The sequence below is a fragment of the Actinobacillus capsulatus DSM 19761 genome, assembly GCF_000374285.1.
GTDB lineage: Bacteria > Pseudomonadota > Gammaproteobacteria > Enterobacterales > Pasteurellaceae > Actinobacillus > Actinobacillus capsulatus.
On record NZ_KB893943.1, the window covers coordinates 31,474 to 49,873 of the forward strand.

Below are 18,400 nucleotides of genomic sequence, written 5' to 3' on the forward strand. Positions count from 1 at the left end.
CATTTATTCCTTATTTTATTATTTTTGTATTTTAGCTCTATAAATCTTCATTTCCGCCTCATTGATAACTTCCATATTTGGCGTATCAAAGGCGCTATCAAATTTAGTTTTTGGCGTACGCCAATCACCGTAATTTTCTGTTAGGTATAAATCATAATTTTCAGGTATTAAATATTGTTGTCCGAGAAAATGCGTATATACCAAGTTGAATGGCGAGTTATGCCATTTTATTTTGACACCTGCGTGCCAATAGTCATTAGGTTCGCGATAATGGATAAATACATCAATCACGATGCCATTAACGTGTCTTAACATTACTAAATGTTTTGTTCGAGTTGGTACTACATAAAAATAGCCTGAGGTCGCTAAATAATTTGCTAATTCTTCATAGGAATGGTCATCCCAAACACCGACATCAATATCTTTATCATGTCCTAATAGTTTTCCTTCTCGGATGCAGCCTAAGAGGGTACCGCTAATTAGAAAGAAAGGAATTTTGTGTTGATCCAGTACTTTTTTGAGATCTGCTAACGCAATAGAAGCTGATTTATCGTTATAAGCGGTCTTTTTTTTCTTAAATTTTGCTTGCTTTGGTACAGTTTGCTTTGCGCTAAGTGCTAATGCCGTTTCTGTTAAACCTGCTCGTAATGCCGCATTTGTTCTTGGATGAATAAGCAAATCGGACTTTAGGTAAGAAGTCGTTGTTCTTACTTGTTCAATACGCTGGTCTAAACGCTGATAATCCTCAGCGGTATTTACTAGGTTTGCCAAATGTATCCAAACTTTTTTTCTTTTATTGAGTAATGCACACTGTTCTAATAATTGCCAAGCCTCTTCTTGGCGTTGGCACTTCACTAGAATGTCGGCATATAAAAAAACAGCTTCGGGTACTTTTGCAAAATTTGTTATTTTTTTAACCGCTTGTTCAGCTAGGGAGTATTCTCCACATAAGAAATAGCTTTGTGCTAAGAAGTAATATCCGATATTAATGCCTTTATTGAGCATTTTATTGGCTATCTTTCTTACATGAGAATGATCTGCCCGTTCAAGTGCGGAAAGTAGGTGAAGCCCATACCAATAGGCAAGCAAAGAACGTTGGGAGTTACTTTCTCTCAGGACTCTTTGCAAGCTTGGTAAATGCTTTTGTAAGGTTTGGAACATTAACAAATTACTCTTATTCGTGAATTTGTTTTTGTCCGGCAGCGAGGTCTTTCTTCGCAAGCATTTTTTTTACCTGAGTGGTTGAGATATCAGGGGTTCTGGGCAAATAAACCACTTCGCAGTAATCTGCCAAGAAGTCGAATTTCCCTTCCCAGTCATCGCCCATCACAAATACATCGATTTCGTGATTTTTTACATCCTCGATTTTTTGCTCCCAGTTTGTTTCTGGAATCACTTCGTCCACATAACGAATTGCTCTCAGAATATGCTCACGTTCTTCGTAGGTGTAAGCACAGACTTTGCCTTTTCCAAGGTTAAATTGGTCGGTTGAAATTGCAACAGTAAGGTGATCTCCTAATGCTCTTGCTCTTTCTAGTAGGCGGATATGTCCATGGTGTAATAGATCAAATGTGCCATAAGTTAACACTTTTTTCATCCCTAAACTCCGTGTCGTTAAATATAAAAAGAAAATGTTATAAATTATTTTTTGATTAATTTTTTAGAAATCTGTCGTATTTGAGTAAAGGATTGCTTTTTAGCTTTTTGTTGTTTTATTTTTTCAATATTTAATAATTTTTCTGTATGCCGCACATATAGTTGTTGTTGCGATAATACATACTTGCCGTCAGCCAGTTGTTGTAAAGCATTTATTGCTTGCTGCGTGGCGTTTTTATTATGGACAAACAGTTCTTGATATAGTGCCTCATCTACTAATTTTTGCTCAGTTAGCGCCTGGGTCACGCTGATAGCGAGCTTTTCAGGAGTGGTAACTTCATAGCCTAATTTAGAGCGATGAGCAACTTCTAAGCTAAATTCATCCAGTTTTTGTTGATTCATTAGCGGTATAGTAAGCAATACCACCGGTTTTTTGCCAAAAATAGCATCAAAGATTGCGCCGCTAAAATCGGAAATAACAATATCTGCTATTGAAATAAGTGAGAGTAAGTCATCACTTTCATAGAAAAAATGTAGATTAGGGTACAGTTTTTCATAATTTTGATGCTTATTAGCTAATAAAAGCGTGTTGTGATGCAATTTCACCAATACGTTGTGCGATTCAGCTAATTTGGCTATTTCTGTTATATATAGTGAGAAGCTAGATAATTCTCCCCAGCTTGGTGCATATAGAATCGTTTTTTTATTCGTATCTAAGACATTGCCGTAAGTTTTTTTCGCTTTTTGATGAAATAAAGGCTGATGCCATAAATCATATCGTGGGCAGCCTGTTATCTCAGTCGGAGAGAAATAGGAAATTCGTTTATAGGCATAATGCCCATAAACCAAATTTAGATCTGCAAATGTTCTCCAAGTACCATAGTTATGTGGTTCCTTAGCATATCCATATTGAAGCAATGCAATTTTTGTATGGCGAAATAAATAAAGTTGCTCAAAAGTTGTTTGAGCAACTAGAACGTCAAAATTTCCATCAATTTTTGCATGTATATCTGTATGGCTGATATAAGCAATATTATTGTTTATATCTCGTAATATATCCTTACAGATTGGTACACTACGCCTACGTTTTTCAATAATCAGTAAGGCAATAGGTAACGCTTGTAATAAGGGCTTGAAATGTAAAACCTGAAAACTATTCCAAGCGATAAATGCTATTTTCATCAACATTTACACCCAGTTATATTTATTAAAATAATGTCTATTCTTTATAGAAAAGTAATATCTTAGGTTGTCGTTTTAAAAGACACAATGTTAGACTATAATCCGTAATTATTACATTATATCTATAAGCTTGTATAGCTTATACTCATTTTACACACTTTTTCAATAGAGTCTTTTCATAAGATGAAAATAAAAAAACATAATTCAATCATAGGGTTAACTTTAGCTGCTTTGTTAATCTCAGCCTGCTCAAGCCTCCCAACTTCAGGCCCTAGCCATAGTGCGATTTTAGAAGCTAATTCTCAGAACTCAGATAAACCTTTACCGGAAGTTAATTTAGTGGAGTTAGATAATGGATTAGTTCAACAGTTGTATCAGACTCAGCAAAGTCAGCAATTTTCCGGCTTTGTAGGTACGGCAGGTGGTGCGGGCTATGCCGGTGCGGTTAATGTGGGAGACGTGCTTGAAATTTCGATTTGGGAAGCGCCGCCGGCTGTGTTGTTTGGCGGTACCTTCAGCTCTGAAGGGCAGGGTAGCGGGCATTTAACCCAATTACCAGCACAAATGGTTAACCAAAACGGTACGGTTACAGTGCCGTTTGTCGGTAATATTCGTGTTGCAGGTAAAACACCGGAAGCGATTCAGTCTCAAATTGTTGGGGCATTGCAGCGTAAAGCGAATCAACCGCAAGTATTGGTAAAAATTGCTAATAATAACTCTGCGGATGTTACTGTTATTCGTCAAGGTAACAGTATTCGTATGCCGCTGAGTGCAAATAACGAACGTGTGTTAGATGCTGTTGCGGCAGTAGGCGGTACAACAGAAAATATTGAAGATGTTACGGTTAAATTAACCCGTGGCTCTCAAGTAAAAACATTAGCGTTTGAAACCTTAATTTCCGATCCAGCGCAAAATATTATGTTATGTGCCGGTGATGTGGTTTCGTTGTTGAATACACCTTATAGCTTTACCGGTTTAGGCGCGGTGGGTAATAACCAGCAAATGAAATTCTCCAGTAAGGGTATTACGCTTGCTGAAGCAATCGGTAAGATGGGTGGTTTAATTGATACTCGTTCGGATCCGAGAGGGGTATTCGTATTCCGCCACGTGCCTTTTGCACAATTAAGTTTAGAACAACAAGCGCAATGGAAGGCTAAAGGCTATGGTATCGGTATGGATGTGCCGACGGTTTATCGCGTGAATTTACTTGAGCCGCAATCTATATTTTTATTACAGCGTTTCCCAATGCAAGATAAAGATATTGTGTATGTTTCAAATGCGCCATTGTCTGAGTTCCAAAAATTCTTAAGAATGATTTTCTCAGTAACATCACCGATTACAAGTACAACTAACAGTATTCGTAGCTATTAATGAAGGTCGATAGACCCTAAAAGATAAATCTATTTAGAGGAAAGGATAATGGTAGCGATTACCGCAGAAAAACCGAATAAACCTAAGAAAAAAAGCTTATTAAGAAAGTTAAATCCATTACTTTGGTTAACGGTGATTTTTCCAACATTATTTTCAGCCATTTATTTTGGACTGTTTGCTTCGGATATTTATGTATCTGAATCAAGTTTTGTGGTGCGTTCGCCACGTAATCAGTCGTCGCTTTCAGGCGTGGGGGCGTTGTTACAAGGGACAGGTTTTACTCGTTCGCAAGACGATACTTATTCGGTGCAAGAATATATGCGTTCCCGTACTGCATTAGAACAATTACAAACCGAATTACCGGTTCGTGATTTTTATGCAACAAAAGGCGATATTCTGAGCCGTTTTAACGGTTTCGGTTTAAATGATACGCAGGAAGCGTTTTTCCGCTATTTTAAAGATCGTTTAAGCATTGATGTGGATTCCGTATCAGGGATTGCGACTTTACGTGTACAAGCGTTTGAAGCGAGTGAGGGACAGCAGTTAAATGATAAATTGTTAAGACTGGGTGAAGACTTGATTAACCGTTTAAATGCTCGAGGTCGTAAAGATACCCTTGAGTTTGCTGCTCAAGCGGTGCAAGAAGCAGAAAAAAATGTCAATGAGACCGCTGAAGCGTTAAGTAAATATCGTATCAAAAATAAAATTTTTGATTTGCCGGCACAATCGGGCGTACAGCTTTCTTTAATTTCGAGCCTGAAAAGTGAACTAATTCGTGTGGAAACGCAATTAGCGCAATTGCAGTCAATTACACCGGATAACCCACAAGTTGATGCATTACTGATGCGCCAAAAAAGTTTACGTAAAGAAATTGATGAACAGTCAAAACAGCTTTCGGGTAATACAGGAAGCTCGGTTGCGAATCAATCGGCGGATTATCAACGTTTAGTGTTAGCCAATGAATTAGCGCAGCAGCAACTTACCGCAGCAATGGCATCATTACACAACACCCGAGGCGAAGCCGACCGTCAGCAACTTTATTTAGAAGTTATCAGTCAACCAAGTAAACCGGACTGGGCGTTGGCGCCAAGTCGTTTATATAACATTATTGCCACTTTTATTATCGGTTTAATGTTATATGGAATTTTCGGTTTATTAATCACGAGCGTGAGAGAGCATAAAAACTAATGCAGTATGGTGACCAAACAACGTTTCGACAATCATTAGCCATTCAGGGGCGTGTGATTTATGCGCTGTTGATGCGGGAGATTATTACCCGCTATGGGCGTAAGAATTTAGGTTTTTTATGGTTGTTTGTTGAGCCGTTGCTCTTAACGTTTTTAATTGTGTTAATGTGGAAGTTTTTCCGTGCGGATAAAGTTTCTACGTTAAATATTGTTGCGTTTACGATTACCGGCTATCCGATGGCGATGATGTGGCGAAATGTCTCAAATCGTGCGATTGGTTCGATTTCCGCTAACTTAAGTCTGTTATATCACCGTAACGTGCGCGTATTAGATACGATTTTTGCTCGTATGTTATTGGAAGTTGCCGGTGCGACAGTTGCTCAAATTCTTATTACGGCGGTGTTAGTTTTTATCGGTTGGATTGATACGCCGAAAGATGTGTTTTACATGGTGCTGGCTTGGACTTTAATGGCATTTTTTGCCTTTGGGTTAGGGCTGGTTATTTGTTCGTTAGCACAGAAGATCGAAGTATTCGGTAAAATTTGGAATACGCTGAGTTTCGTGTTATTACCGCTTTCAGGTGCATTTTTCTTCGTACATTCATTGCCTTCACAAATTCGTGAAATTGCGCAATGGGTGCCGATGATTAGCGGCACTGAAATGTTTCGTCATGGTTATTTTGGCGATTTAGTCCCAACGTATGAAAATATCGGTTTTTTAGTGGTATGCGATTTAGCAATGCTGTTATTAGGGCTGATTCTGGTGCGAAACTTCAGTAAAGGAATTGAACCGCAATGATTAGTGTAAAAAATGTGAGCAAGCGCTATCATACTAATAGCGGTTGGAAAACGGTGTTACAGGATATTAATTTTGATCTACATAAAGGCGAAAAAATTGGTATTCTGGGACGTAACGGTGCAGGTAAGTCAACCTTAATTCGTTTAATGAGCGGCGTTGAGCCGCCGACAACCGGTACGATTGAACGCCATATGTCGATTTCTTGGCCGCTTGCGTTTAGCGGGGCGTTTCAAGGCAGTTTAACTGGTATGGATAACCTGCGTTTTATTTGCCGGATTTATAATGCTGATTTCGATTATGTGAAAGCATTTACCGAGGAATTTTCTGAGCTTGGCGATTATTTATATGAGCCGGTGAAGAAATATTCTTCCGGTATGAAAGCCCGACTTGCGTTTGCCTTGTCGCTTTCAGTTGAGTTTGATTGTTACTTAATTGATGAGGTAATTGCGGTAGGTGACTCTCGCTTTGCGGCAAAATGTAAGCACGAATTATTCGAGAAACGCAAAGATCGTTCGATTATTTTAGTATCGCATAGCCCGTCTGCAATGAAGGAATATTGCGATAATGCGATGGTGCTTGATAAGGGCATTATGCATAAATTCGAAAATATGGAGGAGGCTTATAAGTTCTATAATGCCACCCAGTAAGAAAGACAAGCGGTTAAAAATGTAAAATTTTTTGCAAATTTGACCGCTTGTAGCTTTAAACTCTCTACGATGGCGCTCGTCTTTGACGAGTGCCTTTATTTTTCCCATATATCAATCAATTATCAGCACTCGTCAGGTGACAGGTGCTTATCTTCCGTGCAATTCGTGTTTTCCGTGGTTGAATTTCAGGCGTTTCCTGTTTTATTTAAAGCCGTCTTTACGTAGCAGTAACCGCCGTTATCTTGCGGGACAAATTCAAATAAATGCGTGATGCAATTTGGGGCGTCTGCATCTTGGTGCGAAACAAATAGCAACTGGGTTTGACTATTAGTCACAAGCTGTTCGATAAACTGTTTAACCAATTTGCGGTTTACGCCGTCTAGGCCTTGCAGCGGTTCGTCTAAAATCAGAATCGGCGGGTGTTTTACCATGGCACGAGTAATCAATAATAACCGTTGTTGCCCCCACGAAAGTGAACGGAACGGTTTTTTCGCCAGATTGGCTAAATGCAAATGTTCCAGCCATTCCATTGCTTTTAGCTGTAAGGCACTTGGTACTGGTTGATAAACGCCGATTGAGTCAAAAAAGCCGGATAAAATCACGTCTAACGCCGAACAATTCACCCGATAATCCATATGTAATTGGCTGCTCACATAGCCGATATTTTTCTTTATGTCCCAAATTGTTTCACCGGAGCCACGCTGACGTCCGAATAAATGTACGTAATTAGCATAGGCTTGCGGATGGTCACCGGTAATAATCGAAAGCAAGGTCGATTTGCCGGCACCGTTCTGGCCTTTAATCCACCAATGTTGTTTTGGGGCAACCGTCCAAGTTAGATCATCAATAATGGTTTTTTCACCGTAATGAATCATCACGTTTTTCAGTTCGAACGGATTGGTATTCGGCGGGAGCTGAATCAGCGGTGCAGCACTGTCCGGTAAAGGCGCATTCACATTCTGTTCTGCAAATTTTAGCGGAGAATAGACCGCTTGTTGTTCAATCGCTTGGCGTTCGCCTTGTAAAATTAGTTGCAGATTATCTAACAAAGCAATATGCGTGGCACAGTCGGGAATATCATTAAAACGGTTGGAAATCAGTACCACCGCCATTTGCTTACCGAGCTGTGCCATAACGCCTTGCCAATAAGCGACCGAGGCTTGGTCTAACCCTTCAAAAGGCTCATCTAAAATCAGTAGATCCGGTTCGCTAACTAACATTTGGCAAAATAATACTTTGCGGCTTTCACCGGTCGAGAGCTGAATAAACGGGCGATCTAATAACGGCTGGATACGTAACTTCGCTGCATATTCTTCGCATAATTGCGTTTTTTCGCTACCGTTTAAGATGATTTGACGGGCAGTCAATCCGAAATCATCCGGTGAAACCATATCGTTATTACGGTGTTTAAATATTTGCTCAATGATTTTTTGTTGCTGCTCGAAAGAGAGTAAAGCGATATGTTGGAAGCTGTTTTGATATTCACCCGAATATAACGAAAGTGAATTGTGTAACGCTTGGGCGAAGGCGGTTTTGCCCGAGCCATTACCGCCGACAATTACCCAAAAATCGTGAGTGTTAATCTCTAGTGATTCAATCGACAGTTTACGTTGCTGCGAAAGGAAAAATAAGGCGTTATGGATGTTGATGTTTGGCATATTGTGTTCCTGTTATGACGGAAAACACAACGCTAATGGAATAATTATGCTAAGTGTGCGCGTTATATTTTCCGTATCAGAGAGTTTTTATATTTTTAGAGTTGTTTGCCTACTGCAAACCAATCGGCACGCCCGTTAAGGAAGTCTTGCACGGACATCGGTTTTTTGCCAGAAGGTTGTAATTGAGTGATATTTAATACACCGTCTTGTGTTGCAATTTGAATACCGTTTTTATCCACTTGTAATACCGTACCGGCAGCTTTGGTTTGATGCGGTAACACATTCGCTTGATACACTTTCACGCTTTGTTCCACGCCGCCCACCTCTAACGTGAGGAAGCTAATCGGCCACGGGTTAAACGCACGAATATTGCGTTCTAGCTGACAAGCGGTCAAATTCCAGTCTAATTTTGCTTCTTCTTTTGAGAGTTTTTCCGCATAGTTGGAAAGCGCTTCATCTTGTTTTTCCGCTTGAAATGTTTGGCTTTCTAAACCGTTTAACACCGCTAATAACGCCGGCGGCGCAAGTTCGGCTAATTTGGCATATAACGAAGCGGAGGTTTCGTCTGCAGCAATCGGTGTAGTAACTTTGTGTAACATATCGCCGGTATCTAAGCCGATATCCATTTGCATAATGGTCACGCCGGTTTCCTGATCGCCTGCCCAAATCGAGCGTTGAATCGGTGCCGCACCACGCCAGCGTGGTAACAGCGAACCATGCACATTTAAACAACCGTATTTCGGCGCATTCAGTACCGCTTCCGGTAAGATTAAACCGTAAGCTACTACGACCATCACATCGGCATTCAGTGCTTTTAATTCCGCTTGCGCTTCTTCTTTACGTAAGGATTTTGGTTGATATACCGGAATGTTATGTTGTTCGGCTAATTGTTTTACCGGGCTGGCTTGCAGTTTTTTACCTCTGCCGGCAGGTTTGTCCGGTTGGGTATAAACCGCAATCACATTATGTTCTGAATCTAATAACGCTTGTAAGTGTTGTGCGGCAAAATCAGGTGTGCCGGCAAAAATAATATTAAGTTTTGACATAATTTTTCGTTGATAAGTGAATGGATAACGGAATTGTAACAGAAGAAATGCGGCAGCTGTGTTTTGTGCTAAATATTTTTAACCACGGAATGCGCAGATTGCACGGAAGATAGCGCCCGTCTCCCGACGGGTGCTGATAATTAAAAATACAGGCACGCGTCAGAGCCGAGCGCTATTAGGGGGATATTTGAAAAGCTGCAGAAGGGGTAATTATAACCAACCGCGTTCTTTATAATATTTCACAGCACCGGAATGGAGCGGAGCGGATAGCGCATTTTTGACCATTTCCGTTTCGGATAAATGAGCAAATGCCGGATGCGATTTTTTAAAACGGGCGAAATTTTCAAATACCGCTTTCACTACTCGGTAAACCTGTTCCTCACTTACATCGCTTGACGTGACTAAAGTTGCATAAACCCCGAAAGAATCGACCGCTTGTTCAACACCTTTATAAACTTTTGCCGGAATGGTTGCTTTCGCATAATAACTTTGCTCCGCCACCAATTTACTAACCACTTCATCGGTAACCGGAATCAAGCGAATATCGCAACTATTCGCGGTTTCTTTTAACGCTGCATTCGGGTGACCGACATTATAGCTAATCGCATCGACATCTTTATCGCATAATGCGCTACCCATTTCAGCTGGCGTGAGTTTTAACGCTTCTTTAAAATTCGCTTCCGTCCAGCCTTTAGTTTTTAGTAATACATTCATTGTTGCTTGCGTACCGGAGCCATCTACGCCGACATTCACTTTTTTACCTTGCAAATCATCGACCGATTGAATAGCGGAATCGTTGCGTACTACTAAGGTAAACGGTTCGGGATAAATCGAGAAAATGGCACGTAGTTTGTCGTTCTGTTTGCCTTCAAATGAACTGGTGCCGTGATAAGAATGATATTGCCAATCCGACTGCACAATGCCCATTTCTAACTGACCGTTAGCGATTTTATTCAGATTATCAACCGAAGCATCGCTGGCAAATGCTTTACAAGCGGTGTGATTTTCGCTGCGATTTACAAATTGGCAAATCACATTACCGGTGACGAAATAAAGTCCGGTGTCACTGCCTGTGCCTAATTTAATTTGGGTTTGTTCCGCCTGTGCGAAGCCTGCAAGTAGCATTGTGGCTAAGAGTGAGAGTTTTGGTGGGATTTTCATGGAAATTTCCTCAAAATAGAATGGTGTTTGCCGGTTGAAGATATCCTTTTTTGTACAATATATGCAACTTTTTTCTCCATTTTTTAACCGCAAGCGGTCAAAAATCGCCAATTTCTTGCAATTAGGGTATGATCTAATCTTTTATTTGAGCATGATGACATATGGAATACTTTATCCCTCAACAGCCGGTAATTTTTGAGGAAGAAATCAAAAAGAGCCGATTTATCACATACTTACGTCATACGGAAGGTATGGAACAGGCGAAAGCGTTTTGGGCGGAAATGAAAATGCTTCATCCTCAAGCTCGCCATTGGTGTTGGGCAACGGTGGCGGGAATGCCGAATGATTCGCAACAATACGGTTTTTCGGATGACGGTGAACCTTCCGGCACTGCCGGTAAGCCGATGCTCAATTACCTGTTAGGTTCGGGACTGGGAGAAATTACTGCGGTCGTAGTGCGCTATTACGGCGGCATTCAATTAGGTACCGGCGGTTTGGTTAAAGCATACGGTGGCGGTGTGCAACAGGCGTTATTGCAAGTGGAAAAGCAGCGCAAAGTGCTGCGCCAAAATTACCAGTTGGTATGTGAATACGATCAATTCAATACAGTGCAGCATTTGCTGAATAGCTACGATATTGAGCTGCTTGAGCAGCATTTTACCGAGGTAATTGAGCTGAATTTAGCGATTAATCCGGCGGATATTGCGCTGCTAAGTGAACAATTGACGCAGCGTTTTTCCGGCAAGTTGCAGCTTAACAAACCGGATTAATTTATGTATGGGCGCTTTTTTGCTAAAATCCCGCCTTATTTAACCGCTTATAGAAACACTTTGAGGACTTTGTGCAGTTTTTAACTATTATCCGCATTGTCGGAATTTTGGTAATGAGCTTTTCGGTTACGATGCTTTTACCGGCGTTTGTCGCACTGATTTATGGTGATGGTGGCGGTCGAGAATTTTTACAATCGTTCCTACTCACATTTTCGGTCGGCGCACTTTTATGGTGGTTTTGCCGAGATCGAAAGGAAGAACTCCGCTCACGGGAAGGTTTTTTAATCGTGGTCTTGTTCTGGGTGGTACTGGGCTCATTAGGGGCTGTGCCTTTTATTATTTTAGAGCACCCGAATTTAAATATCAGTGAATCGATTTTCGAATCGTTTTCGGGGCTTACCACCACCGGTGCAACGGTAATCACCGGTTTGGACAGTCTACCGAAAGCGATTTTATTCTACCGCCAATTCCTGCAATGGTTGGGCGGTATGGGGATCATCGTATTAGCGATTGCGATTATTCCGCTGATTGGTTTAGGTAAATTATACCGAGCCGAAATGCCAGGTCCGTTAAAAGACCAAAAAATGCGCCCTCGGATTGCGGAAATTTCCAAGTTACTTTGGCAGATTTATTTCACCTTAACCGTCTTATGTACCTTTGCGTTTAAAATGGCGGGGATGACATGGTTTGATGCGATTTGCCATAGTTTTGCCACGATTTCCATCGGCGGTTTTTCAACGCATGATGCAAGTATGGGCTATTTTAACAGTGGTGCAATTAATCTGATCACTGTGGTGTTTTTATTGATTTCGTCTTGTAACTTCGGGTTACATTTTGCCTTAATCGATCGCCTTAAAGATAAAAATAGTAAACGTTCCGGTAATCTGGTTAAGCGCTTATATTGGAAGGATTATGAGTTCCGTTCGTTTGCTTTTATTCAGCTTAGTTTATTCCTAATTTGCTTGGCAATTTTGAGCGGTTATAACTATTTTGAAGATTCGCAGATAACTTTCCAGCAAGCGTTATTCCAATCGGTCTCGATTTCAACCACAGCCGGTTTTACCACCAATGATTTCAGCCAATGGCCGTCATTTTTACCGATCTTATTGGTGATGGCGTCATTTATCGGTGGTTGTGCCGGCTCAACCGGTGGCGGCTTGAAAGTGATTCGTGTGATGTTACTGTATTTGCAAGCCAATCGAGAAATTCACCGCTTCGTACATCCAAATTCGGTTAAACCGATTAAGTTAGGTACGCATATTTTCTCGGATCGTATTGAAGAGGGGATTTGGGCGTTTTTCTCCGCCTATGTCTTTGTATTTATTGTGTGCTGGCTTGGCAGTATCGCCTTTGGCATGGAAACCTTTGATGCGTTTAATGCGGTGATTGCCTCATTAAATAATCTGGGGCCGGCACTAGGCAGCGTAAGTAGTAATTTTACCCAAATACCGGACGGCGCCAAATGGGTACTGACCATTGCGATGGTGTGCGGACGTTTAGAAGTATTTACCTTATTGGTTATTCTAAGCCCGGTATTTTGGAAAGATTAATCATAAAAACGGAATGAATAAATGAAAACCCTAATTCTCTATTTTACGACGGACGGGCAAACTCAGCGCATCGCACAAGCGATTGCCGCTGAAATTGCACACGAAGTGGAATTAGTTTCACTGAAGCAACAAGCGGTCGATTTTGCCGAAAAACTTGCAAGTGCCGATCAAATTGTGATTGGCGCTTCGATTCGATACGGGCATTTTGATCAAACGGTGTATAAGTTTATCGAGCAGTATCATCAGATGCTGAATCAAAAAACGTCTGCATTTTTTAGTGTGAATCTGACCGCACGTAAAGAGAATCGAAAGACGCCGGAAACTAACGTTTATACCCGTAAGTTTCTCGCTAGAATTAAGTGGAAACCGACTAAGGTAGAAGTAATTGCCGGCGCACTATTGTATCCTCGCTACACGTTATTTGATCGCCTTTGTATTCAGTTAATTATGAAATTGACCAAAGGCGAAACGGATGCAAGTCGAGAATATGAATATACAAATTGGCAACAAGTTGCCCAATTTGGACAAATGTTAAACAAATTCCGGTGAGTGTAAATTTAGTTAAATATATTAATCGGATTTTAACGTTTGCTTTATAATCGCCCGCCACCACCTAATGGTGGGCATAGAGTGTTTTATTTTTCAAAGGAAAAGCAAATGAGTATCTTAAAAGAGTTTCGTGAATTCGCTGTAAAAGGTAACGTAGTTGATATGGCTGTCGGTGTGATCATCGGTGGTGCATTCGGTAAAATCGTATCTTCATTAGTAAGCGATGTAGTAATGCCACCTATCGGCTGGTTAATCGGCGGCGTGGATTTTAAAGATCTTGCAGTTGAAATCGCACCAGCAAAAGAAGGTGCTGAAGCGGTAATGTTAAAATACGGTGCATTCATCCAAAACGTATTTGATTTCTTAATTATTGCAATCGCAGTATTCGGTATGGTTAAAGTGATCAACAAACTTAAAAAACCAGCAGAAGCTGCGCCGGCTGAACCATCAGCAGAAGAAAAATTATTAACAGAAATCCGTGATTTATTGAAAAAATAATTCGGATAAAAAAAGAGGGAGCGTAAGCTCATCTTATCTAAGGAATAAAAAATAGCGAGTAGATTACTCGCTATTTTTTATGTTTACGGATTGATACGGTTTAACTCGTGTTTTAATAACACAATTGCCCCACTGATTAGTAAGAAGTCTTTGAAAATAAAGCTACTAAAGCCGAGCTGGAATAACAGACTGAGCGTCACGACACCAGTACCTAATAAACCTAATGCGCCGATAATGCCTGCTCTCGGTGAGAAAATTCCCGCAAATAAGCTTAGGTAAGTAATTCCTTCAATTGTCCCCAGCACATAGCTTGTTCCATAGAAACCAAACCAATCATATAAAAAACTTAGCCAGCTATTCGAAATCAACGGCTTGAGTGCCTCCACCTCAAAATCAAACCATTTAAATACCCCGAAAGTCGCAAATACAATAAAAAGTGATAAACGTAAAATCAGAATATCAATCTCAGATTTTTGAAAACGACGAAGTAGGTTTTGCATAATGTCTCCTTATAAATAATTATGATACTTATAAGGGACGCAAGAATAGCTAGGCTCTTACACGGAAATTTGCAAGTGTCATCATAGAGCGATTTGGAACCACAGGGTAGCTCACTCAGCAGTAGGCTGATCGTAACCATGTATGGCTTGCTGAGCGTGGACAACAAACGATTTCCCCTCTCCCTGATTTTTCTTCTGTACGAAGAAAAATCTATCCCTCTCCCACAAGGGGTGAGGGTGATTATTTACGAAGGTACTCGTATAGGCAAGCGCCATTGTAGGTGTGTCGCTAGATATATATGAAAGCGGTCAAAATCCGCAAAAAATTTGCAAATTTTGACCGCTTGTTATCCGTTAATTAAAGAATAAAACGACTTAAATCTTCATTCTCTACTACGTCATTTAACGCATCTTGTACGTATTTCTCATCAATTACGATTTTCTCGCCTGAGCGTTCGCTTGCGTCGAATGAGATGCCATCCATAAGGCGTTCTAATACGGTGTGTAAGCGACGAGCACCGATGTTTTCGGTTTTTTCGTTTACACGGAATGCCGATTCGGCGATTTTGCTGATACCGTCTTTAGTAAACTCGATTTCCACACCTTCGGTTTTCATTAACTCACGATATTGTAGCGTTAATGAAGCGTTAGGTTCGGTAAGGATACGTTCGAAATCTTCTTTCGTGAGTGATTTTAATTCAACACGAATCGGTAAACGTCCTTGTAATTCCGGTAATAAATCTGACGGGCGAGCCACTTGGAATGCTCCTGAACAGATAAATAAAATATGGTCGGTTTTTACCATACCGTGTTTGGTGTTGACCGTAGAACCTTCGATAATCGGCAGTAAATCACGTTGTACACCTTCACGAGAAACGTCGCCGCCTGAATGTTCGCCTTTTTTACAGATTTTGTCGATCTCATCAATAAATACGATACCGTGCTGTTCAACTGCTTCAATCGCTTGTTGTTTTAGCTCTTCCGGATTCACCAGTTTTGCTGCTTCTTCGTCTACCATTACTTTTAACGCATCTTTGATTTTCATTTTGCGTTTTTTGGTTTTGTTCGGCGACATACCTTCAAATAACGATTGAAGCTGCGAAGTCATTTCTTCCATACCCGGCGGAGTCATAATTTCTACGCTCACTTGTGCCGCTACATCGATTTCGATTTCTTTGTCATCAAGCTGACCTTCACGCAATTTTTTGCGGAACACTTGGCGGGTTGAGCTGTTATCGCTTTCTTGTACGTTACCCCATTGATCTTTTGCCGGCGGTAATAACACATCTAGAATACGATCTTCCGCCGCATCTTGCGCACGCATACGGTTTTTCTCGACCGCTTGTGATTTGACTAATTTCACTGCAACATCGGTTAGATCTTTGATAATCGAATCGACTTCTTTACCAACATAACCTACTTCAGTGAATTTAGTCGCTTCCACTTTAATAAAAGGTGCGTTAGCTAATTTTGCCAAACGGCGTGCGATTTCGGTTTTACCCACACCGGTCGGACCGATCATCAGAATGTTTTTAGGGGTAACTTCCTGGCGGAGATCTTCCGGTAATTGCATTCTTCTCCAACGGTTACGTAGTGCGATTGCCACCGCACGTTTTGCTTCGTTCTGTCCGATAATATGTGCATCTAATTCCGACACAATTTCACGAGGGGTCATTGACATATTTTTTGTTCCGTATTTATGGGCTTTTATTTTGCCCGTTTGTTATTTTGTAGGGACGCCATGCTTGGCGTCCATTACATCACGTTCTATGTTTGATAGGACGCCAAGCATGGCGTCCCTACCCAAAGGCGATCTTTCCTTAAACTTCTTCAATTACGTGATTATGATTTGAGTAAATATCAATATCACCAGCGATTTTTAATGCTTCCGCCACGATTTCTTTTGCAGATAAATTATTTTGTGTGCGAAGTAACGCAAGTGCGGCAGCTTTTGCGTAGTTACCACCTGAACCGATTGCTAACACGTCTTGTTCCGGCTCAATCACATCGCCCGAGCCTGAAACCAGTAAAAATTCACTGTCGTTCGCCACAATCATCATTGCTTCTAATTTACGCAGTGAACGTTCGGTCCGCCATTCTTTTGCCAGTTCCACCGCAGATTTGATTAAGTGACCTTGGTGTAATTCTAATTTTTTCTCGAATAAATCACGTAAGATAAACGCATCGGCAGTTGAACCCGCAAAACCGGTTACCACTTTATCTTTATACATACGGCGCACTTTGCGCACCGTACCTTTTTCTACACAATTACCTAGCGTTGCTTGTCCGTCACCACCGATAGCGACTTTGCCATCTTTACGAACACATACGATCGTTGTCATATTAAATCCTTGTCCTTTTATTTTAGGGAAAACTGGGGTGTTAAATGGGGGAAAATTTGCCTTTTTCAAGGATAAGCGGTCAGATTTCACAAGAAAATTGCAAATTCATTGCTATTGGCTTGCCGTGTACTAATTCGATTTGAGCTTTATACGCTAACACTTTTGCCCCAGCATTTTTTGCTTGTTCAAATAATGCGGCATATTGCGGATCAATCTGTTTTGCTACGGCAAAACGTTGGATACCGGTGTGTAAAATTGCGAAAAATATGACCGCCAGTTGTCCTGATTCAGCAATAGCAGCCAGTTCTCGCAAGTGCTTTTGTCCTCGCTCCGTTTTCGCATCAGGGAACATTCCAAAGCCATTTTCGGTAAGTAAGGTGGTGGATTTCACTTCTACAAAACAGTCGGGCTGATTGTTCGCTTTTAGCAGAAAATCAATCCGGCTGTTTTCCGCCCCGTATTTTTGTTCGGGTAATATAGTTTGATACTCGGCGAGTTCGGTGATCCAACGCTTTTCTAATGCTTCTTGCACCAGCTGATTAGCACGTTGGGTATTCACACAAATAAAATCGCCCGCTTGGGTTTGAGTCAGTTCCCAAGTGTGGGCATATTTGCGTTTCGGATTATCAGAGGTGGAAAACCAAACGGTATTGCCTGTAGTGGCACAACCGGTCATTGCGCCGGTATTCGGACAATGTAGGGTAATTTGCTCGCCGTTGGGCAGCAGAATATCGGCTAAAAAACGTTTATAACGTTTGATTAATTTGCCGCAAGAAAGAGAAGGAAATTGCATAATAGTCTTTGATTTATAAAGAAAAAAACCGCTTTTTGCAAAGCGGTTTTTGTGTCAAACTGATTAACGGTTGGTCAGGTTGTTATTACCTGACTGGCGGGTCAGGTAATAACTTAATCTCGATCAGCTTTGTTTAACAATCTGATAAAGGAGAATGAGATATGAACATCCATTGGATATTAATTATCTGCTTAGTGTTATTACTTGTTAGCCCACCAGCTTTATAATAACTTAAGCACCAACTACACGGCGGGCATTTGCTTGCCGTGTTCTTACTATAAGTCGAGTTGCTTAAATTTTCAACTCTTAAATTTCATAAAATTCTAACGGTAAACCGTCCGGATCTTTAAAGAAAGTGAAGCGCTTACCGGTCAGTTCATCGATCCGAATCGGTTCACATTCCACTGCATTTTTTGCTAAAAACTTGACCGCTTGTTGTATGTCTTTTACTCGAAATGCTAAATGACGTAAACCGCAGGCTTCAGGGCTATTTGGGCGTTGTGGAGGATTCGGAAAACTAAATAATTCAATTTGCGAGCCGTCGGCAAAACGAAGATCGAGTTTATAGCTTTCACGTGCCGCACGATAAGTTTCTTCAATAATTTCCGCTCCGAGAATTTGCGTATAAAAGTGTTTGGATTTGGCATAATCAGCGGCAATAATTGCCACGTGATGAAAGCCGAGGATGGGCTTTGACATAAATTTCCTCTTGTAAAAGTTTTGCAAAAAAACTGTTAAATATGACCGCTTAG

At 40.9% G+C, this 18,400-nt stretch carries 19 protein-coding genes; 8 read left to right on the plus strand and 11 right to left on the minus strand.

The features are described from left to right. Positions 1-18 precede the first annotated feature (18 nt). The 3 genes from C228_RS0109750 to C228_RS0109760 are packed head-to-tail and all read right to left on the minus strand — an operon-like array spanning position 19 to position 2,784. Positions 19-1,161: a LicD family protein gene (locus C228_RS0109750; RefSeq protein WP_026313273.1), complete on the minus strand. Its 1,143-nt coding sequence runs from the start codon at positions 1,159-1,161 to the stop codon at positions 19-21. Positions 1,162-1,174: 13 nt separating this feature from the next. Then, positions 1,175-1,597, minus strand: coding sequence for a glycerol-3-phosphate cytidylyltransferase (gene tagD / locus C228_RS0109755; RefSeq protein ID WP_018652436.1), 423 nt, complete (start codon positions 1,595-1,597; stop codon positions 1,175-1,177). A 44-nt stretch (positions 1,598-1,641) separates the two neighbouring features. Next, the gene (locus tag C228_RS0109760) at positions 1,642-2,784 is read right to left on the minus strand and encodes a CDP-glycerol glycerophosphotransferase family protein (RefSeq protein WP_018652437.1); all 1,143 of its coding nucleotides are present in this window, start codon (positions 2,782-2,784) and stop codon (positions 1,642-1,644) included. A gap of 177 nt (positions 2,785-2,961) precedes the next feature. Here C228_RS0109760 and C228_RS0109765 point away from each other — a divergent pair, with 177 nt between their 5' ends. The 4 genes from C228_RS0109765 to C228_RS0109780 are packed head-to-tail and all read left to right on the plus strand — an operon-like array spanning position 2,962 to position 6,781. Then, complete coding sequence (locus tag C228_RS0109765) at positions 2,962-4,149, plus strand: polysaccharide biosynthesis/export family protein (RefSeq protein WP_018652438.1); 1,188 nt, start codon at positions 2,962-2,964, stop codon at positions 4,147-4,149. A 48-nt stretch (positions 4,150-4,197) separates the two neighbouring features. After that, a complete protein-coding gene (locus C228_RS0109770; protein WP_018652439.1) occupies positions 4,198-5,337 on the plus strand; it encodes a capsule polysaccharide transporter in 1,140 nt (379 codons plus the stop codon). Continuing rightward, positions 5,337-6,134, plus strand: coding sequence for an ABC transporter permease (locus C228_RS0109775; RefSeq protein WP_018652440.1), 798 nt, complete (start codon positions 5,337-5,339; stop codon positions 6,132-6,134). Before C228_RS0109770 ends, C228_RS0109775 begins: the two co-directional genes overlap by 1 nt. Beyond that, complete coding sequence (locus tag C228_RS0109780; RefSeq protein ID WP_018652441.1) at positions 6,131-6,781, plus strand: ABC transporter ATP-binding protein; 651 nt, start codon at positions 6,131-6,133, stop codon at positions 6,779-6,781. The genes C228_RS0109775 and C228_RS0109780 overlap by 4 nt, the downstream gene beginning before the upstream one ends. Positions 6,782-6,966: 185 nt before the next feature. Here the strand turns inward: C228_RS0109780 and modF are convergent, their stop codons facing one another. The 3 genes from modF to C228_RS0109795 form a co-directional block, all read right to left on the minus strand. Continuing rightward, positions 6,967-8,439 (minus strand): molybdate ABC transporter ATP-binding protein ModF, encoded by a 1,473-nt coding sequence (modF, locus tag C228_RS0109785; protein ID WP_018652442.1) that lies wholly within the window; start codon positions 8,437-8,439, stop codon positions 6,967-6,969. A gap of 95 nt (positions 8,440-8,534) precedes the next feature. Next, a complete protein-coding gene (gene fmt / locus C228_RS0109790) occupies positions 8,535-9,485 on the minus strand; it encodes a methionyl-tRNA formyltransferase (RefSeq protein ID WP_018652443.1) in 951 nt (316 codons plus the stop codon). Between the two features lie 210 nt (positions 9,486-9,695). Next, positions 9,696-10,646, minus strand: coding sequence for a TAXI family TRAP transporter solute-binding subunit (locus tag C228_RS0109795; protein WP_018652444.1), 951 nt, complete (start codon positions 10,644-10,646; stop codon positions 9,696-9,698). A gap of 161 nt (positions 10,647-10,807) precedes the next feature. On the opposite strand from C228_RS0109795, the gene C228_RS0109800 reads away from it, so the two are divergent. The 4 genes from C228_RS0109800 (at position 10,808) to mscL (ending at position 14,013) form a co-directional block, all read left to right on the plus strand. Beyond that, entirely contained in the window at positions 10,808-11,416 is a 609-nt protein-coding gene (locus C228_RS0109800) for a YigZ family protein (RefSeq protein WP_018652445.1), read from the plus strand. A 71-nt stretch (positions 11,417-11,487) separates the two neighbouring features. Then, on the plus strand, positions 11,488-12,966 hold the full coding sequence (locus tag C228_RS0109805) for a TrkH family potassium uptake protein (RefSeq protein ID WP_026313275.1): 1,479 nt from the start codon (positions 11,488-11,490) through the stop codon (positions 12,964-12,966). Between the two features lie 21 nt (positions 12,967-12,987). Continuing rightward, on the plus strand, positions 12,988-13,515 hold the full coding sequence (gene hemG, locus C228_RS0109810) for a menaquinone-dependent protoporphyrinogen IX dehydrogenase (RefSeq protein WP_018652447.1): 528 nt from the start codon (positions 12,988-12,990) through the stop codon (positions 13,513-13,515). A 108-nt stretch (positions 13,516-13,623) separates the two neighbouring features. Beyond that, entirely contained in the window at positions 13,624-14,013 is a 390-nt protein-coding gene (mscL, locus tag C228_RS0109815; RefSeq protein WP_015674322.1) for a large-conductance mechanosensitive channel protein MscL, read from the plus strand. An 83-nt stretch (positions 14,014-14,096) separates the two neighbouring features. Here the strand turns inward: mscL and C228_RS0109820 are convergent, their stop codons facing one another. The 5 genes from C228_RS0109820 to gloA2 all read right to left on the minus strand — a co-directional run bounded on the left by C228_RS0109820 (position 14,097) and on the right by gloA2 (position 18,347). Then, positions 14,097-14,513 (minus strand): DUF417 family protein, encoded by a 417-nt coding sequence (locus C228_RS0109820; protein WP_018652448.1) that lies wholly within the window; start codon positions 14,511-14,513, stop codon positions 14,097-14,099. A gap of 358 nt (positions 14,514-14,871) precedes the next feature. After that, positions 14,872-16,194, minus strand: coding sequence for an ATP-dependent protease ATPase subunit HslU (gene hslU, locus C228_RS0109830; RefSeq protein WP_018652450.1), 1,323 nt, complete (start codon positions 16,192-16,194; stop codon positions 14,872-14,874). Between the two features lie 139 nt (positions 16,195-16,333). Further along, the gene (gene hslV, locus C228_RS0109835; protein WP_018652451.1) at positions 16,334-16,855 is read right to left on the minus strand and encodes an ATP-dependent protease subunit HslV; all 522 of its coding nucleotides are present in this window, start codon (positions 16,853-16,855) and stop codon (positions 16,334-16,336) included. A 79-nt stretch (positions 16,856-16,934) separates the two neighbouring features. Next, positions 16,935-17,648 (minus strand): DNA/RNA nuclease SfsA, encoded by a 714-nt coding sequence (sfsA, locus tag C228_RS0109840; RefSeq protein WP_018652452.1) that lies wholly within the window; start codon positions 17,646-17,648, stop codon positions 16,935-16,937. A gap of 306 nt (positions 17,649-17,954) precedes the next feature. Then, positions 17,955-18,347: an SMU1112c/YaeR family gloxylase I-like metalloprotein gene (gene gloA2 / locus C228_RS0109845; RefSeq protein WP_018652453.1), complete on the minus strand. Its 393-nt coding sequence runs from the start codon at positions 18,345-18,347 to the stop codon at positions 17,955-17,957. Positions 18,348-18,400: the final 53 nt, after the last annotated feature.

Bases quoted from the DNA above. Each gene is read 5' to 3' on its own strand.
- C228_RS0109800 (WP_018652445.1), top strand. From the start codon at position 10,808: ATGGAATACTTTATCCCTCAACAGCCGGTAATTTTTGAGGAAGAAATC.
- C228_RS0109780 (WP_018652441.1), top strand. From the start codon at position 6,131: ATGATTAGTGTAAAAAATGTGAGCAAGCGCTATCATACTAATAGCGGT.
- C228_RS0109765 (WP_018652438.1), top strand. From the start codon at position 2,962: ATGAAAATAAAAAAACATAATTCAATCATAGGGTTAACTTTAGCTGCT.
- hslV (WP_018652451.1), bottom strand. From the start codon at position 16,855: ATGACAACGATCGTATGTGTTCGTAAAGATGGCAAAGTCGCTATCGGT.
- C228_RS0109775 (WP_018652440.1), top strand. From the start codon at position 5,337: ATGCAGTATGGTGACCAAACAACGTTTCGACAATCATTAGCCATTCAG.
- C228_RS0109820 (WP_018652448.1), bottom strand. From the start codon at position 14,513: ATGCAAAACCTACTTCGTCGTTTTCAAAAATCTGAGATTGATATTCTG.
- mscL (WP_015674322.1), top strand. From the start codon at position 13,624: ATGAGTATCTTAAAAGAGTTTCGTGAATTCGCTGTAAAAGGTAACGTA.
- C228_RS0109750 (WP_026313273.1), bottom strand. From the start codon at position 1,161: ATGTTCCAAACCTTACAAAAGCATTTACCAAGCTTGCAAAGAGTCCTG.
- C228_RS0109795 (WP_018652444.1), bottom strand. From the start codon at position 10,646: ATGAAAATCCCACCAAAACTCTCACTCTTAGCCACAATGCTACTTGCA.
- C228_RS0109770 (WP_018652439.1), top strand. From the start codon at position 4,198: ATGGTAGCGATTACCGCAGAAAAACCGAATAAACCTAAGAAAAAAAGC.
- gloA2 (WP_018652453.1), bottom strand. From the start codon at position 18,347: ATGTCAAAGCCCATCCTCGGCTTTCATCACGTGGCAATTATTGCCGCT.
- sfsA (WP_018652452.1), bottom strand. From the start codon at position 17,648: ATGCAATTTCCTTCTCTTTCTTGCGGCAAATTAATCAAACGTTATAAA.
- fmt (WP_018652443.1), bottom strand. From the start codon at position 9,485: ATGTCAAAACTTAATATTATTTTTGCCGGCACACCTGATTTTGCCGCA.
- tagD (WP_018652436.1), bottom strand. From the start codon at position 1,597: ATGAAAAAAGTGTTAACTTATGGCACATTTGATCTATTACACCATGGA.
- hslU (WP_018652450.1), bottom strand. From the start codon at position 16,194: ATGTCAATGACCCCTCGTGAAATTGTGTCGGAATTAGATGCACATATT.
- C228_RS0109760 (WP_018652437.1), bottom strand. From the start codon at position 2,784: ATGTTGATGAAAATAGCATTTATCGCTTGGAATAGTTTTCAGGTTTTA.
- hemG (WP_018652447.1), top strand. From the start codon at position 12,988: ATGAAAACCCTAATTCTCTATTTTACGACGGACGGGCAAACTCAGCGC.
- modF (WP_018652442.1), bottom strand. From the start codon at position 8,439: ATGCCAAACATCAACATCCATAACGCCTTATTTTTCCTTTCGCAGCAA.